The organism is Roseococcus thiosulfatophilus, assembly GCF_017311575.1.
Lineage (GTDB): Bacteria > Pseudomonadota > Alphaproteobacteria > Acetobacterales > Acetobacteraceae > Roseococcus > Roseococcus thiosulfatophilus.
On the sequence record NZ_JAFFQY010000027.1, the window covers coordinates 1 to 14622 of the forward strand.

Genomic DNA, 14622 nt, shown 5'->3' on the forward strand with positions numbered 1-14622 from the left:
TAGTCGTCGAGATTACCAGGAGTGACCTCGAGCGGGAGAGCGAATCCCTCGTGCGACGCGGGCTCGGTCTCATTGATCGCATTCTGGACGAGGCTCGCTTGGACCATGCTGACGTCCACCTGTGCCTTCCGACTGGCGGAATGGTGAACATGCCCGCCATCCGGAAGGGACTAGTCGAGCGCTTCGGAGGGCGTGTTCCGCGGCTGCCGAATGGCGACCGTATCATCTCGGAGGGGGCGGCATGGATTGCACATGACAACCTCCGACTGACATTGGCCAAGCCGATCGAGGTCCGTGTCGCGGACGGCTCCGGATCAGGCCACTGCCGGGTACTGGTTCCGAAGGGTCTTGAGCTGCCAGTCGAGAATCAAGTGGTCGCCGCGGCCAATTGCCAGTTCGTCTGCGCCGATCCGCGCGACGGCTTCGCGGCGTTTGAATTCGTCAAGCCAAAGGCAGTGGGCTTGGTGGGCCCCGACGCGGAACGCGAGACGCTCTGCGTCGTCAACGTGCCGGTGAACCCGAGGACCAATCCGCTTATCGAGCGCCTTCATTGCAAGGTGAGCATCGACCACGACTACGTGGCGCACGTCCATGTCGCGTCTCTCGGTCGCGGGGCGGAGGCGACCACCGAGTTCCACCGCCTTGATTTCGGGCTTGCCATCCCGGCGGACGCTGGACGATCGGCGGATGGGAAGGGGCGCGGCGAGACGAGTGCCAACAGCGTGCCCGCAGGAAGCGCGCGCGTTACTGGGCCGCGGCGTTCAGTCGCGATGCGGCCAAATGTGCTACCAGCAGAGGGTTTCGACGCGCGGCATGCCGTTGCCGGGGACCTCGCCTTCAAGCTCTGGCCGGGCATGTTCAGTCCGGACCGACCCGAAGCGACGCCACGGCAACGCGAAGAGTACCTTTACTATACGCCGTGCTCACTCTGCGGGCGCAGCCTCTTCCAGATAGAGGAGGAGGGGCTGCTCCCAACCTGCCGCCCGAGCATTTGCTCCCCCAAACCGCGCAGGCCGCGCGCTGCTACTCAGCGAGCCGAGTGGCCGTAGGGTCGCAGAGCCTGGCCTTGTGCCGCTCGCGCTGAGGATCGCTCGCCAGCTTTGAGTGCGACGCCTGGCGGAAGAGGGCAGTCAGGCAACCGCAGAGAATGTCGGTGCTCGCCCAGCACGTTTTCGAGCCGCGGCGCTTTGAGCTTCATCTACCCGGCGCGGTAGCGATCCCCGACCTGGGCCGAAGCGGTGTCACGAACTATGGCATGCGGCGCTTCACCACCTGCACCGCCAGCGGCGCCACGGCAAGGTCCACCGTCGAGGCACTGACGTTCCTGACCGTCACGCGCACGCTGTTGTTGCTCCACACATGGCAGTCCAGCACGAAGGCGATGCTGCTGGTGTCGAGCGACGCGTCCGCGAAGTCGCCCCGTCGCGCACCCGGCACGGTGACGTCGACATTCGCCGTCGCGCCGGGCCCGAGGCTCGGGAGGTCCCAGCTGGTCTCCAGCGCCAGCGTCCGCGTCCCGGCCGGCAGCGACGGGCAGCCGTAGAGCACCGCGGGCGCGTCCTCCGGCAGGCCGTAGAGCCGCAGCGCCTCGAGCTCGATCTGCCCATCGAAGCCGATGATCCCGATCTGCGCGAAGGCTACGCCCGAGCCGAGCCGCACCGTCTGTCGCCGGTTCAGCGAGCTGTCCTGCATCACCGCACCCGCCTGCCAGCTCTTCGAGGCGGTGTCCCACTGCAGGGTGGTGCCCGACGCCAGCACATCCTGCGGCTGGTTCTCCCGCACCGTGCCACCGCCATCGAAGCAGCGCACGCAGAGCCGCCCGCCATCGGCGCCGCCGACCAGCCAATGGGCCAGCGCGAACTCCTTGGCGTGCGTCGTCTGCACCACGAAGGCGACACCGCGGTTGGCGTTCAGCAGCAGCCCCCGCCCGGTCGCCGCGATGCCGTCCAGCCCATTCCAGGACAGCGCCGCCATGGTGGTCTCGGTCGTCGTGGAGGTCGCGATGATGCAGGCCCCCTCCACGCCGATCTCGGTGTTGCTGTGGCGAAAGGCCGCGGCGCGCAGGTTCGGGATGTTGGCCAGCAGCCGCGTCACCCGCGACGCCGGCGCGCGGTGCCGGTTGTAGACGGCGTTGCCGGCGCGAGTGGCGGTCGCCGTATAGTCGATGCCGATGCCGTAGGTCTGCGCCCAGGCCACCTCGTACTCGCAGTCGGTGGCCGCGCCGGTGTGCCGCGCCGCGATCGGCGAGCACGCCTCCATGCGCATCCCCCGCGCGATGATCGCGGTGCCGCCCGTCTCGTTCAGGAAGGGGATGGCGACGTTCGGGTCGAGCTGACGGAGCTCGAAATTCGGCCCGTCGAAGATGTGGCGGTTGTGGTTGTTGTAGGCCCCGGCCTGGCGCGAGAAGCGCACCCCGAAGCGGTCGAGGGTCGGGTTGATTCCGGTCGCGCAGGCGAAATGGCCGCCATAGTAGCGAATCGAGGTGTTCCAGGCCGTGGCGGTGGCGCAGTGCGCGTCGAGCCCGTAGCGGTTGTTCAGGATCCGGCCGAGGATCAGCGTGGTGTCCTCGAAGCCGCGGCCGTCGCCCAGCGTGCGCAGCCCGATCGTGAAGCCCGAGACCAGGCGGAGGTCGAGCAGCGAGGAGTCGAGGTTGCGCGCGAGGATGCCGATGTCGGCCTCGCTCGCCCAGTCCGACTGGATCTGCCGCGTGACCTGCAGGTTGAGGTAGAGCTTCTCGCCGTTGCGGGTGGTGCCGCCGTCGCCCAGCGTCAGCACCGCCGCCGGGGCGTTGGCCGCACCGGTGTACTGGATCACCCCCTGCATGATCAGCCCGCGGGCGCCGCCGCCGAGGATGACGCCGGCGTCGACGTTCCAGGTGCCGGGCGGGACGACGGCGAACTTGCCGTCCGCGGCGGCGCGATCGAAGCAGGCCTGGATGGCGGCGCGGTCGTTGGCGGCGCCATCGCCGAGGCCGCCGAAGTCGCGCGGCAGCACCGCCTCGCGGTCGCGGAGATACTTCGCCAGGTCCGTCTTCGAGATGTTCTGGCCGAGGACCATCAGGTCGTCGATGCGGGCGGCCATGGCTGCCTCCAGTGAGCGTGGTTGGGGAGGGCTACGGCGCGCCGCGGCGCGTCTTTCCCGCGCTGGCGGCGTCAGCCGGCTTGCCGATGCAACCAGCATCGGCGGCGCCGCCTTCCTGGCCAGCACGAGAAATCCATCGCCGCTGCATCGCCGGTCCCTCCCCAACCGCGCTCAGAGCGCGGTGGCGGTGACAGGCCCGGCGAGGGCCGAGACGTTGCCCTCCGCGGAGACGGCGCGGAGCCAGTACCAGCGGGTCTGGCCGGCGGTCAGGCCGGTGCGGTCCCAGGGCAGCGCGGTCGGCTCTGCCGCGAGCTTCACGGCGGCGGCGAGGCTGGCGCTGCTGGCCTCGAACAGCTGCAGCCGAGCGGCGTCCGCGGGGAAGCCTCCCGACAGCCGCACGCCGCCGGTGATGCCGAGGGCCGCGGGCGCGGTGACGGCGCCGGGGATGGCCGCCTCCCGCCAGCCCGACACCGCCCCGCTGCGCGCCACGGCGCGCGCCCGGAAGCCGGTTGGCTCGGCGGTGGGGATCGAGGCCGCGGTCGCGCCCAAGGCGCCGCCGTAGCCCTGCCAGGTGGCGACGGAGGCGGGGCGGAACTCGAGCTCGTAGCCGGCCAGGTATTCGGCCTGCTGGTCGGCGTCGGTGTAGCGGCGCACCTCGGCGCGCTCGAGGTCGACGAGCCGGCTCTCGCAGGTGAGCGCGACCCGCGGCTCGGCGCCGTCGGTCACCTCCATCGTGTCCATCAGCCCCGCCCAGAGCGGGAACGGGTCCGCGACGAAGGCGCCCTCGACGTCGAGCAGAGCACCCCAGAGCCGGGCCGGGCGCAGCCGGAAGCTCCGCTCGGCGAGCGCGATGTCCACCACCTCCTGCGGCACGGGGGTGCGGAACTCCCGTCGCCAGTCCCAGACGCGGACCGTGTTCACCGAGCCGGCGAGCGCGGCGAGCAGCCCTTCGAGGAGGCCGGCGCGCACGCGGTCGAGCGGGTCGAAGGTCGCCTGCGCGACCCAGCGTGCCCCCTCGCGCCGCAGCACCTGCGTGGCACGGGTGACCGGCGACACGAAGCGCGTGGTGTTGTGCTGCAGGTAGAAGGTCAGCCGCGAGGGCCGCAGCGCCTCGGGCCAGGCGTATTCGACCATGGCTCTATCCCCGCACCGTCTCGTAGGCGCTGCCGCCGCGGCGGATGGCATCCAGCGTCATGGCCGAGGCCTGGCGCGCGATCTGCCCGGCGAGCAGCCGCAGCCGCGCCTCGACACCAGCGTCCGCGCCGCGGGCGTCGATGTTGATGGTCTGCTGGATCACCGGGCCGCCGGGCGCCATGCCGTTCGGCAGCACGGTGCCGCCGCGGTCCGGCACGAACCACTCCGGCCCACGCTCGCCGACGATGTAGGGCTGGCCCGCCGCGACTGGCCCGCCCTCAGCCCGAAAGAGCCCGCCGAGCCAGGAGCCGATGCCGTCGAACCAGCTGCCGGCGCCGAGGCTGGTGAGACCCGCCGAGACGGCATTGCCCAGCGGCTCCGTGATGGTGCGCCGGGCGATGATGCGGGTGATGTCCTGCAGCAGGCCCTGCAGCACCTTCGAGAGCTTCTCGCCCTTGACCACCGCGTCCTCGAAGGCGGAGGAGAACGCGAAGCCCAACTCGCGTGCCGCCTCGCGCGTCCCCTCGGTGCTGCGCTGCAGCCGGCGCTCGGCCTCCTCGAGGTCCTCCAGCGCGCGCTGCGCCTCCCGCCCGATCGTCTCGTCCGGGATCGGCCGGCCAGCGCGCTCGGCCCGCTGCACGAGGTCGCCGAGCCGCTCCAGCCGGCGCTGGTAGCGCTCATAGGCGGTCTCGTTGTCCTGGATGAGGCGCTCGCGCTCGCGCAGCAGATCGTTCAGCTGCCGCTCGGCGTCGCGCGCCTCCCGCGCGCCCTCGGTGCTGGCGCGGCGCACCGCGGCGATACGCGGCTCCAGCCGGCGCAGCGCCTCGTCGCGCTCCTGCAGCGCGAGGGTTTCGAGGCGGGTGCGCTCGGCGGCGGTGACCGCGCCCGCCGCCTCGGCCTCGCGCAGCCGGCGGACGCGCTCCTCGTACTCCCGGTTGATCCGGAAGCGGTCGTCGAGGTCGCGGGTGAGCTCCTGGACGTCCTGCGTCGCGCGGCGGCGGCGGGCGTCGGCGGCGGCCTGGCCGGCGCGCTCCTGCTCCTCCAGGCGGCGGCTCAGCGACTCCCGCTCGGCGGTGTCGATCTCGGCCAGCGTGGCGAAGTAGTCGCGGCGCAGCTCCTCCAGACGCGCCCGGCTGTCGACGCCGGCCTGCTGCTCGGCCGCGCCGACCAGGCCGGGGCGGATGCTGCCGCGGCGGATCGGGGCGCGCAGGCTGTCGCGGCCGTCGCCCTCGCTCTCCAGCCGGCCGATCTGCGCCGACAGCGCCTCGGCCTGGCGGCGCAGGCCGGCGAGGCGCTCCTCCTCGGTGCGCAGCCCGGCACCCTGGCGGACGCTGTCCACCGCGCGGGCGGCGGCGGAGAGGGCGCGGGCCAGCGCGTTGGACAGGCCGATGGCGCGGTCGAGCTGGCCCAGAAAATTCTCGGTCGCCGCCGTAAGCTGCCCAAAGGCGCGGCCGAGCGAGAGCGGCGCGCGGTCGAGCTCGGCGCCGAGCCGCTCGGTCGCGCGCAGCAGCGCGGGGAACACCCGCTCGGCGGTGAGCTTGCTGTCCATCCTGCGGCACCGAGCTCGCGCGCCGCGGCGAGTGCGCCGGCGGTGTCGAGCGTCAGGCCCGCCATCGTGACTTCGGCGCAGGCGGTGCCGGCCGCCCAGCAGGCGTGGCCCTCAAGGCTGGTGGGCGCCTGCGCGGCGTAGGGGCACATGTCGGCGCAGTCGCGGCCCAAGCCAGCGCAGCCTCGGCAGTACTCGGGCCCGCGGCCGAAGTGCCAGGCGGCGCGGGCCCTCAGCCGTTTCCCTCGGCGGCCACTGCGGCGACGGGGGCAATGGCGCGGTCCCAGAAGGCGGCGGCGATGTCATCGAGGTCCATCAGGCGCTCGACCGCCTCGGGCGTGAGCGGCAGCGGCTTGCCGGCGGCATCGCCGACGCCCTCCCAGGCGGTGACGGCGTGCCGCGCGAGCGCCTTGACGAGGAAGGCGAAGGAGAGGCCACGGGCCATGTCGGGGTCGAGGTCCGGGTCCGCAATACGGATCGCGGCCAGGCGGCGCGCGGCGGCGGCCTGGGCGGCGGCCATGACGGCGGTGGTCACCGGCCGGATCTCGACGCGGACGTCGCGCGGGAGGTCGAGCCAATACGGCTCGGTGGGAAGGTCCAGGGCGAGCATGCTAAGGTGGCCTCCGAGGGAAACATGGGTCCGCGCCCGAGCGTTCGCTGGGACAGCTTGGGCTGAGGAGATTGCGATGACGGTCGTTCGGCTGACCGAGGAGCAGGAGGCTATCGCCCAGTCGGCGATGGCGACCGGCCGGTACAACGGTCCGCAGGAGGTGATTGACGCGGCGCTCAAGCTGCTCAAGACGCGCGAGGAGCAGCGCGAGGCCTTCCTGCGCTCGCTCGACGACGCGCGGCGGGAGAGCGAGGAGAAGGGCTACGTCGAAATCGACGAGGTGGCGGTGGAGCTTGATGCCATCATCACCGAGGCGGAGGCGAAGCTCGCTGCGCGCAGCGGCCACTGACCTTGGAGAGATCGGCGCCTCGCGCGCGGCTCACGCCGCGGGCGCAGCGGGAGCTCACCGAGGCGGTCCGCTGGATCGCGCAGGAACAACCCGCCGCCGCGCGCGCCCTGCGGGATGCGGTGCTCGGCGCGGCAGAACGCATCGGCCGCCACCCGGAGAGCGGCGCGGTGCGGGAGGACCTCGCTCCGCTGCCGGTGCGCTTCGTCGCCCTGCCGCGGTTCCGCTACGTCATTGTGTATGAGGCGCGGCCGCAGGAGCGGCCCGTAATCCTGCGCATCGTGCATGGTGTCATGGATCTGCCGGAGGTCCTCGGCCGGCGCAGCTGAGCGAAGGCTCACGCATACTCCGTCCCCGCCTGCTGGTTCTTCAGCACCGCCGTCATCATGCGCGTGGCCGTCGCGTTGAAGGCCGCACGGAACTCGAAGCTGGCCTCAACGCCGGCGGGCCCCTCGATCGGGGTCTTCGCGAGCGCCAGGTAGACCTCGTGCAGCGTGAAGGTCAGGCTGCGGTTGGCGTCGATGGTGAACGCGAAGGCGAAATCCGCCGCCGTGCCGTTCTGCGCCTGCGTGAGCAGCGTGGTGTCCGCGAAGCGCGCGCTGATCTGGCCGGTGGCGCGCGCGATGCCGGGATCCGCGCCCTCGATCTTGCGATCGGCGCGGATGGTGCGCACCGCCTCGACGCTGTTCGAATAGGCGCCGGAGAAGGTCGAGCCGACGAGGTCAAAGCTGTTGGCGTCGATCACCGTGATCGTGAAGGTGCCGTTCGCCCCCGGCACGCCGGAGACGTCGGCGACCGTGACCACGTCGTTCGTCGCGAAGCCGTGCGCGGCGCGGGTGATCCGCACCAGGCCGGAGCCATTGTTGGCCACCGCCGAGATGCCGTTGATGAACTGCCGGTTCCGCACCCGGATCCGGAACCGGTAGAGCGCATTCGGCTCGGGGATCTGCTGGTGGCGGACGTAGGAGTTCGAGCGCGCCGCGGTGGTGTCGAGCTGCCGGCCGTGGAACCAGCACTCGTCGTTGGTCGGCTCGATTTCCAGCACCGACCAGCCCGCAGGCGCCGTGGTCGGAATCGGCGAGCCCGAGGAACTCGCCAACCGCGGCGCGCCCTCGCTCTGCACCTCGTAATTGGCCAGCGTTGGGCTGGTTCCGTCGAGCCGCCAGGCGGCGGCGCTGCGGCCGTCCGGCTGCGCGGAGGTCGGATCGACCGAGACCAGCTCGAGCCAGACCGACTGCCCGGCGATGCGCTGGCTGAGGTTCACCGCCACCATGACGCGCAGCGGGATGGTGAAGGCGGTGCGGCTGGTCAGCACGATCTCGTCGTCGAGGGTCGTGCCGGTGGAGATGGTGACGGTGCCGTCGGCGACCGCGAGCGCGAAGGTGTTCTTGGCCCAGATGATCGTACTGGACCACTTCCCGCCGGCCTCCTGCCAGGCGCGATGCAGCGTCGGCCATTCGGAGGAGGACATGCAGACGTAGCAGGCGCCCTTCGTCACAGAGAGCAGGTTCGCCAGCGCCGGGCGGAGGAAGTCGAGGAAGCCGGAGCCCAGCGCGTCATTGGCGATGGTCATTCGGGCCACCGTGCCGCCCTGGTAGGCGACGTTGTAGGGCGGGTCCGTGAAGGCCATGTCGGCGAGGCAATCGGCGCCGAGGGCGAGCTGCACGTCGGCCAGCTGGGTGGCGTCGCCACAGAGCAGACGGTGCTCGCCGCAGCGCCAGAGGTCGCCGGCGCGGGTGACCGGAACGGCCGGCGGCTCGGGTGCATCGTCGGCATCCTCGCCGAGGCCGGCATCCGCCGCGGCCAGCAGCCGGTCGAGCTCCATGCCGGAGAAGCCGAGGACATCCAGATCCACGACAGCTTCGTCGCGAATGCGGGCAATCTCGGCGGCGAGCAGGGCCTCGTCCCAGCCGGAGTTCAGGGCGATCTGGTTGTCGGCGAGACGGAGCGCCCGCGCCTGCGCCTCGGTCAGGTGCGCGAGCCGGATCGCCGGCACCGTCGCCATGCCGAGACGCTTGGCGGCCATGACGCGGCCGTGGCCCGCGACCAGCACGCCGGCGACGTCCACCAGCACCGGGTTCACGAAGCCGAACTCGGCAATCGAGGCGGCGATCTGGGCCACCTGGTCGTCGGAGTGCGTACGCGCGTTCTCCGCGTAGGGAACCAGTGCCGCGACCGGGATGGGGGCGACCGTGAGGTCACGCAGCATCGGCCAGCGCCTCCGTTCGGGCTGGCGTCCCTCCAACGGCAGCCATGTGATCGAACTCGGCCCGCAATTCTTCGTTGGCCTGGGTGATGTGCTCGAACCAGTCAATCAGGTCGTCGGTCGTGTAGAGGCGGCAGAGGTCGAGATAGCCGGGCCGGTATCCGAACCAGCGCCCCATCTGCATCAACGTGTCATACATTCGGGAAGCGCGGAGGAAGTAGCTGACTGACAGTCCCTCCAACGTCAGGCCGCGCGCCAGCTTGTCACCACCAATCGCAATCACATTCAGGCCCGTGTCCCGATGAGCCGTATATTCGAGGACATCCCGCGCAGTCCCGTTTATCTCCATGATTCGGATGTCGGCGGCTACTGCCGAGAGGAGCGGCTCTATCTCGGACCAAGCCATATCGCGCAAAGTCGCGTCTTGCATCTCGTCACGAATAGTCGTGGTCGTTGGGCAAAATTCATTCTCGAACAGCCGCCTGAGACCGTCCAGAACTGACGCCCCGCCACTTCGCTCGCCAAGACGGAGGCGCGTCGAAATGCGATCAAGCTCGGCCTGCACTTGGTCGCGAACTGCCGCTTGGACGCTCGTGAAGCGGGTCACATGCACAAGCATTGAGTTGTGCGCCCGTGTCTCACCGCGAGCACGACGCACGGCGCAGGTCAGAATGAAGGACTGGATCGCTTCCGACAGGGATGGCGGGACTTCGGCCGAGCCCTGCCAAAGTGGGCGGTGGCCATTGCGATGCCGCGGCGGCACCCACGCTGCGCTCTCGTCGGCTGGTATCGGTCGCGTCAGCGGCAACGGCGGGCGCGCCTCGCGCCCGTCACTCGGTGGCAAGCCGAAGACCCGCACAGGGCCCGCGTAGTTCGACGGGGCAGGCAGGTTCACGATAAAGCTGCGGGGAAAAAGATCATCCCCGCAATCGCCAGTGCGGGCGCTCTCGTGGATGAAGATGTTCGCGAAAGGCGTTGCTGTGTAACCGATGTAGGCGCTCTTGTCGAAGGCGAAGAGGATTTGCCGAATCAGTCGGTTGATCTTCGTTGGATCGTGGTCTTCGTCCGGCCTGCCATCAGGCCCGATGGCCATCTCCTTCGTGTCGACCGATGCGTGGTCCGCCTCGTCATCGATCATCAGCAGCGGCACGTTCACTACGACGCGACGTCCCGTCTCCGGGTCGTGGCTGTTGGCCGCCCACCTTACCCAGTCGAGCAGGTTTCTCAGAACGGTCGCGTTCTTCTTGACGACAAAAAGGAGCGGGGCGCGGCCGGGGTTGATGCTGAAGCCTTCTGCGCGGGCCGTTTTGAAATCCCCATTCTCGGTTCGATATGTAATGGTGTCCGGACGGAGTGACGGATCGTACTTCCCGACGCCGATCTCTTCAGGCGCGCGAGAGGCAGCACCGCGCACAGCGCCGCTGTCGTACCCTAGGAAGCCCTCGTCGAGCCGCTGCTGTGTTTGGCTTCTGAGATTGTTATGCAACCCCGCGAGCACGATGATGACCGTGTAACCGGCGTCGGCGGCTTTGTTGATGAGCCCCGTGTAGTTCGCGGTCTTGCCGGACTGGACGTGCCCAACAACGAGTCCTCTGCGATCCCATGCTCCGGTTCTCAGCGGATCCTCGATTAGGCCCAGTATCCTGTCGGTTTCCTGGTCGAGCCCTCGAATGGCTGCATCCGGAAGGCGCGATCGCAGATAAAGCTCGTAGCGGGCCCAGTATCTCCAGTCGCGCTTCCGGTCGGCGTTGAGCCACGCGACATGGTCATCGTTGTCGGTCAGCTGTGTCGCGCGCCCAATCCATACGGTGTAGGCACTCTCGAGGTCTGCGATCAGCGTGCTCCGCTCAAGAGCGGTTGCGCTCATGCCGGGCAGGCGCAGCACGTCGTCGACCACGGATGCGATGACTTCCCTGGTGATCGGCGCTGCCGCACGCCTGACATTGATGAGCGTCTGCGCCATGGCTCTGGCGGCCGCTAGAGTGTCGCTCATGGTTTCCCCGCGGTACGTGTCCCGAACGACGCAACGAGATCCGGGAAGCTGTTGAATGGTTCTGTCCGCATCAGGAGCGCTCGTGCGCTGTCGTCGCTCAATCCCATGCGCGTGGTGAAGTCGTTGAAGAGCGCTTCCGCGACAGACCTGACCTCATCCGACGGCGTCGCGCTGAAGCCAGTCGGCGCCAACCCGTCACGCTCGGCTGTGTCGATCCAGATCCGATGAACCGGGACGGTCTCCTCGATGACACGGAGCATTGCCTCGACGGCATCGGTTGATCTGCCTGGCTCGGCCAACACTCGCGCCACCGCGGGATGTGCGCGATCGATTCTGTACGCCATGCCGTCGCGGCGCTCGAAAGCGGTCCATGCCCGCTGGAGATTCGGTGACGGCGCGCGGGGGCCGTAGCTACCCCGATGCAGGAACACCCGTCTGGCGTCCGCACGGACTCGGTCGGCAAGGTCGGTTAGCCGACCACGCAATGGGCGGGGTGGGGCCGCTGTCGACTTGCGCACGTCGATCTGCCATGCGGCGTCCGCTGAGTTGGGGATGTCCAGCCGGAGCCTGGCGAGGCGATAGGCGTCCTCCTTCGCCCATCTTCTGGGATGGCCGAGGCCGAGCCAGTCGCCTGGGACAAGCAGGCGCCGATTTCGGTAGACGTAGAAGCCTTGCTGGGAAACCCACCCTTCCGGTCCGCCACCAAGCTCGGATGCACGCTCGTCCAGTCGGTCACGATGAGGGAGTATGAAACCTTGAACTCGAACCTCGACCTGACCGTAGCGCAGGCGTTCCTCTGGCGTGCGTGACGTGGCCGGATGGGCTTCCATGAAGGGGTCCCAGCCGCGAAGCCGGTTCTGTGGTCCCGCTCCGTTGATCAGGACGTGCAGCGGATTGCTGGGGGCCTCGAGGTAGCGATGGAAGATCATCGCGAGGTGGCGCTCGGCGCGAGCGATCTGTGCAAGAAAGGCGTCCTCGGCACGAGCGTCCCCGGCTTCAGCGTCTGTGGCGACGACGCGGTCGAGCTTTTCCCAAAGGACGATAGTGCCCTGCGGCATATCTTGGATGGGCTGCAGGAGGGGTACGGAGGAAGGCATCGGCTCGGTCACAAGGCGCCACTCGTCGTGTGTCGCGATGTCGTCCAGATCCCAGACACGGAAGGCCGCCGGTAGGCCGGCGCGGCGTGAGCCCACGCTCAGGCGGCGGCACTGGGAGAACGAGGCCGTCTTCAGGCCAAGGCCGAAGCGCCCAAGGTCGGTTGCGTCGCGGATCGCCAGTGGATTTCTCGCTCCGGCCCGCATGGCCTGGGTTAGCTCGGCCTCCCCCATGCCGTGTCCGTCATCGGTCACCCTTATCCAGCTACCCGGCCCGTCCCACTGGAAGTCAACCCGGACGCTGCGCGCGCCAGCAGCTATGCTGTTGTCAATGATATCGGCGACTGCGCTCCAAAGCGTGTATCCCAGCCCGCGCATGGCTTCCACCAGCGCATGCGCCGAAGGTGGGGCCATCTCAAACGGCATGCAGGGGGCTCGATTCGGGCGGCATGGTCAGAACACCGATAATAATGCGAAACAGAGGGAAGAGTAACATTCCCGTAAGCAGTGCTGACGAGGTTACACCACTGGCGGCCCCGCGGAGGCATCGCGGCGACACCATGTCAGTCGAGACGCGCAGCCGGGTCATGGCTCGCATAAGGGGCAAGGGCACCGGCCCGGAACGCCAGCTTGCGGCGCTGCTGTCCCAAGCCGGCTTCGCGTGGGAAGCCCATGCATCCGATCTGCCTGGCCGTCCGGACTTTGTATTTCGGGAACAGCGCCTTGCCGTGTTCGTCGATGGCGACTTTTGGCACGGCTGGCGTTTCCCGGCTTGGCGCGACAAGCTGTCCGAGGCCTGGGAGGCCAAGATCGAGGCGACAAGGCAAAGAGACGCAAGAAATTTCCGTCGCCTCAGGCGATCCGGATGGCGGGTCGTCCGCATCTGGGAGCATCAGCTTTCGCGCGACCCTGAGGGCTGTCTGGCCCGGGTAAGGAAGGCCTTGAGCTTCATTCCCTGATACCCGGTCTTTCGCGGACCTTCGCTCGGGCTCGCGCTGATTCCCTCAGCCTGTTACGAATCGTCCTTGATGGCGATTCGCGGTATTGATCTCTTTTGCGGTGGTGGTGGGAGCTCCTGGGGTGCCCGTGCAGCGGGTATCGAAATGGTGGGTGCCGTCGACGCTTGGGACATGGCGGCTTCGACGTACCGTCGCAACTTCCCCGATGCGCGGGTCGTGCAGACGCGCCTGAACCGCCGATCCGACAGGGATCTCCTGGGCGATATCGGCCGCATAGACCTCGTGCTGGCGTCCCCCGAGTGCACCAGCCACACGCCGGCTCGCGGCGCACGGGACAGGGATGAAGGAAGCAGGGCAACCGCATTTCACGTCCTCAAGTTCATCAGAAAATTAAATCCCCGATGGGCGGTAATTGAGAACGTTATTCAGATGCGGGCATGGGAGCGGTATCCGAACTTCCTGGCAGCACTCAAGGAGCATATGCACGTCACCGAGCACGTACTCGACGCACAGGATTTCGGTGTTCCGCAGACCCGCCGTCGGCTTTTCCTGATGTGCAGTACGGATGGCCCTCCCGCCCCTCCGAAAGAGCATACACGGAGCCGCCGAACTGTCTTGGACATCCTGGCACCCACCGGGACCTATAAGACTCGGCCGTTGTTCGATAGCGGCCTAGCAGAGCCAACTATCGCCCGGGCTAGGCGCGCGATCGAGGCGCTTGGACGCGAAGTGCCCTTCCTGATTGTCTACTACAGCAGCGATGGGGCAGGCGGCTGGCAGCCGCTGGACCGACCAATCCGTACCCTGACAACGCTCGACCGGTTCGGTCTCGTCGAGTGGATTGCCGGTGAACCGCGCATGCGAATGCTGCAGGTTGATGAACTGCAGCGAGCGATGGGCTTCAGTGATGACTATGTCCTCGATCAAGGTTCACGGCGAGACAAAATCAAGATGCTCGGGAACGGCGTTTGCCCGCCCGTTATGCAGAGCGTCGTGAGCGCCCTCACCGGTTCTGCAGCCACTGCTCTGCCCTCACGGACTTGCGACGCAGTAAATGAGCGTATGGTCGCAAGATTTCCGCCAATACGACGCGCGCCAAGTTCGAGATTCGTGCCGCCGGCCTAGCTGAGTATTTGGACGGACTAGATCATCTGCCTGTGTCTTTTAGGGAGCGCGAAGATTTCGCTTCCTGGTTGGCGGCAACGGAGCCATGGTCCGTGCATGACGTCGGAACGTGAACGATCTCGCGAGCGTCGATGGGTGGTTGTCGCACCTGACGGACGGTACGTGACCCTCGGTCGGCACAGCGACCCTAGCGAAGAGGAAATCTCCGCAGCCGAGCAGGCCTTGCGCTCGCAGAACTTGAGCGGCTGGCTTGCGATCATGGAGGGCAACCCCTGGGTCGGGAACGCCCCTCGGCTGCTGGAAGTCAGACCGCTCGCGTGCCCGGCGACGACCTTCGCGGATGCGGCGGCTGCGTGCGTAGCGGCGATTCTCGCCAAACGGGCGGAGACCAACCCGTAGGTCTCGGTGTGCTGCCGCCATAGTGGCCGATCAGCTTCGGTCCCATGCTCTGCATCGGGCACCAACGTACATATTGATTCGCGCTTGAGGTACGGTTTTCGGGCAAGTGAGGTTCGAACCGGGGCAAGT

12 protein-coding genes are annotated in these 14622 nt (G+C 68.3%); 5 read left to right on the forward strand and 7 right to left on the reverse strand.

Features of this window, described 5'->3' with window-relative positions:
* The coding region (locus JTN19_RS11405; protein ID WP_206932549.1) for an Hsp70 family protein at positions 1 to 1049 on the forward strand (1049 nt) is incomplete at its 5' end.
* A 199-nt stretch (positions 1050 to 1248) separates the two neighbouring features.
* Here JTN19_RS11405 and JTN19_RS11410 read toward each other — a convergent pair.
* The 4 genes from JTN19_RS11410 to JTN19_RS11430 form a co-directional block, all read right to left on the reverse strand.
* Positions 1249 to 3081, reverse strand: a complete 1833-nt coding sequence (locus JTN19_RS11410; RefSeq protein WP_206932551.1) for a pectate lyase family protein — start codon at positions 3079 to 3081, stop codon at positions 1249 to 1251.
* Between the two features lie 171 nt (positions 3082 to 3252).
* A complete protein-coding gene (locus tag JTN19_RS20165) occupies positions 3253 to 4215 on the reverse strand; it encodes a hypothetical protein (RefSeq protein WP_242531078.1) in 963 nt (320 codons plus the stop codon).
* A gap of 4 nt (positions 4216 to 4219) precedes the next feature.
* Positions 4220 to 5764 (reverse strand): coiled-coil domain-containing protein, encoded by a 1545-nt coding sequence (locus JTN19_RS11425; RefSeq protein WP_242531079.1) that lies wholly within the window; start codon positions 5762 to 5764, stop codon positions 4220 to 4222.
* Between the two features lie 229 nt (positions 5765 to 5993).
* A complete protein-coding gene (locus tag JTN19_RS11430) occupies positions 5994 to 6371 on the reverse strand; it encodes a hypothetical protein (protein ID WP_206932553.1) in 378 nt (125 codons plus the stop codon).
* A gap of 76 nt (positions 6372 to 6447) precedes the next feature.
* On the opposite strand from JTN19_RS11430, the gene JTN19_RS11435 reads away from it, so the two are divergent.
* Positions 6448 to 6720 (forward strand): type II toxin-antitoxin system ParD family antitoxin, encoded by a 273-nt coding sequence (locus tag JTN19_RS11435; protein ID WP_206932554.1) that lies wholly within the window; start codon positions 6448 to 6450, stop codon positions 6718 to 6720.
* Positions 6721 to 6722: 2 nt separating this feature from the next.
* Positions 6723 to 7046, forward strand: a complete 324-nt coding sequence (locus tag JTN19_RS11440; RefSeq protein ID WP_206932555.1) for a type II toxin-antitoxin system RelE/ParE family toxin — start codon at positions 6723 to 6725, stop codon at positions 7044 to 7046.
* 8 nt (positions 7047 to 7054) lie between these two features.
* Here JTN19_RS11440 and JTN19_RS20170 read toward each other — a convergent pair whose 3' ends face one another.
* From JTN19_RS20170 to JTN19_RS11465, 3 genes are read right to left on the reverse strand one after another with little or no spacing between them, the layout of a single operon-like run.
* The gene (locus JTN19_RS20170) at positions 7055 to 8926 is read right to left on the reverse strand and encodes a phage tail tube protein (protein WP_242531080.1); all 1872 of its coding nucleotides are present in this window, start codon (positions 8924 to 8926) and stop codon (positions 7055 to 7057) included.
* Positions 8916 to 10916: a Z1 domain-containing protein gene (locus tag JTN19_RS11460; protein WP_206932556.1), complete on the reverse strand. Its 2001-nt coding sequence runs from the start codon at positions 10914 to 10916 to the stop codon at positions 8916 to 8918. Before JTN19_RS11460 ends, JTN19_RS20170 begins: the two co-directional genes overlap by 11 nt.
* Complete coding sequence (locus tag JTN19_RS11465) at positions 10913 to 12424, reverse strand: ATP-binding protein (protein ID WP_242531081.1); 1512 nt, start codon at positions 12422 to 12424, stop codon at positions 10913 to 10915. Before JTN19_RS11465 ends, JTN19_RS11460 begins: the two co-directional genes overlap by 4 nt.
* Before the next feature lie 146 nt (positions 12425 to 12570).
* On the opposite strand from JTN19_RS11465, the gene JTN19_RS11470 reads away from it, so the two are divergent.
* The gene (locus JTN19_RS11470; RefSeq protein WP_242531082.1) at positions 12571 to 12969 is read left to right on the forward strand and encodes a very short patch repair endonuclease; all 399 of its coding nucleotides are present in this window, start codon (positions 12571 to 12573) and stop codon (positions 12967 to 12969) included.
* A gap of 69 nt (positions 12970 to 13038) precedes the next feature.
* Positions 13039 to 14094, forward strand: a complete 1056-nt coding sequence (locus tag JTN19_RS11475; protein ID WP_206932560.1) for a DNA cytosine methyltransferase — start codon at positions 13039 to 13041, stop codon at positions 14092 to 14094.
* Positions 14095 to 14622 lie beyond the last annotated feature (528 nt).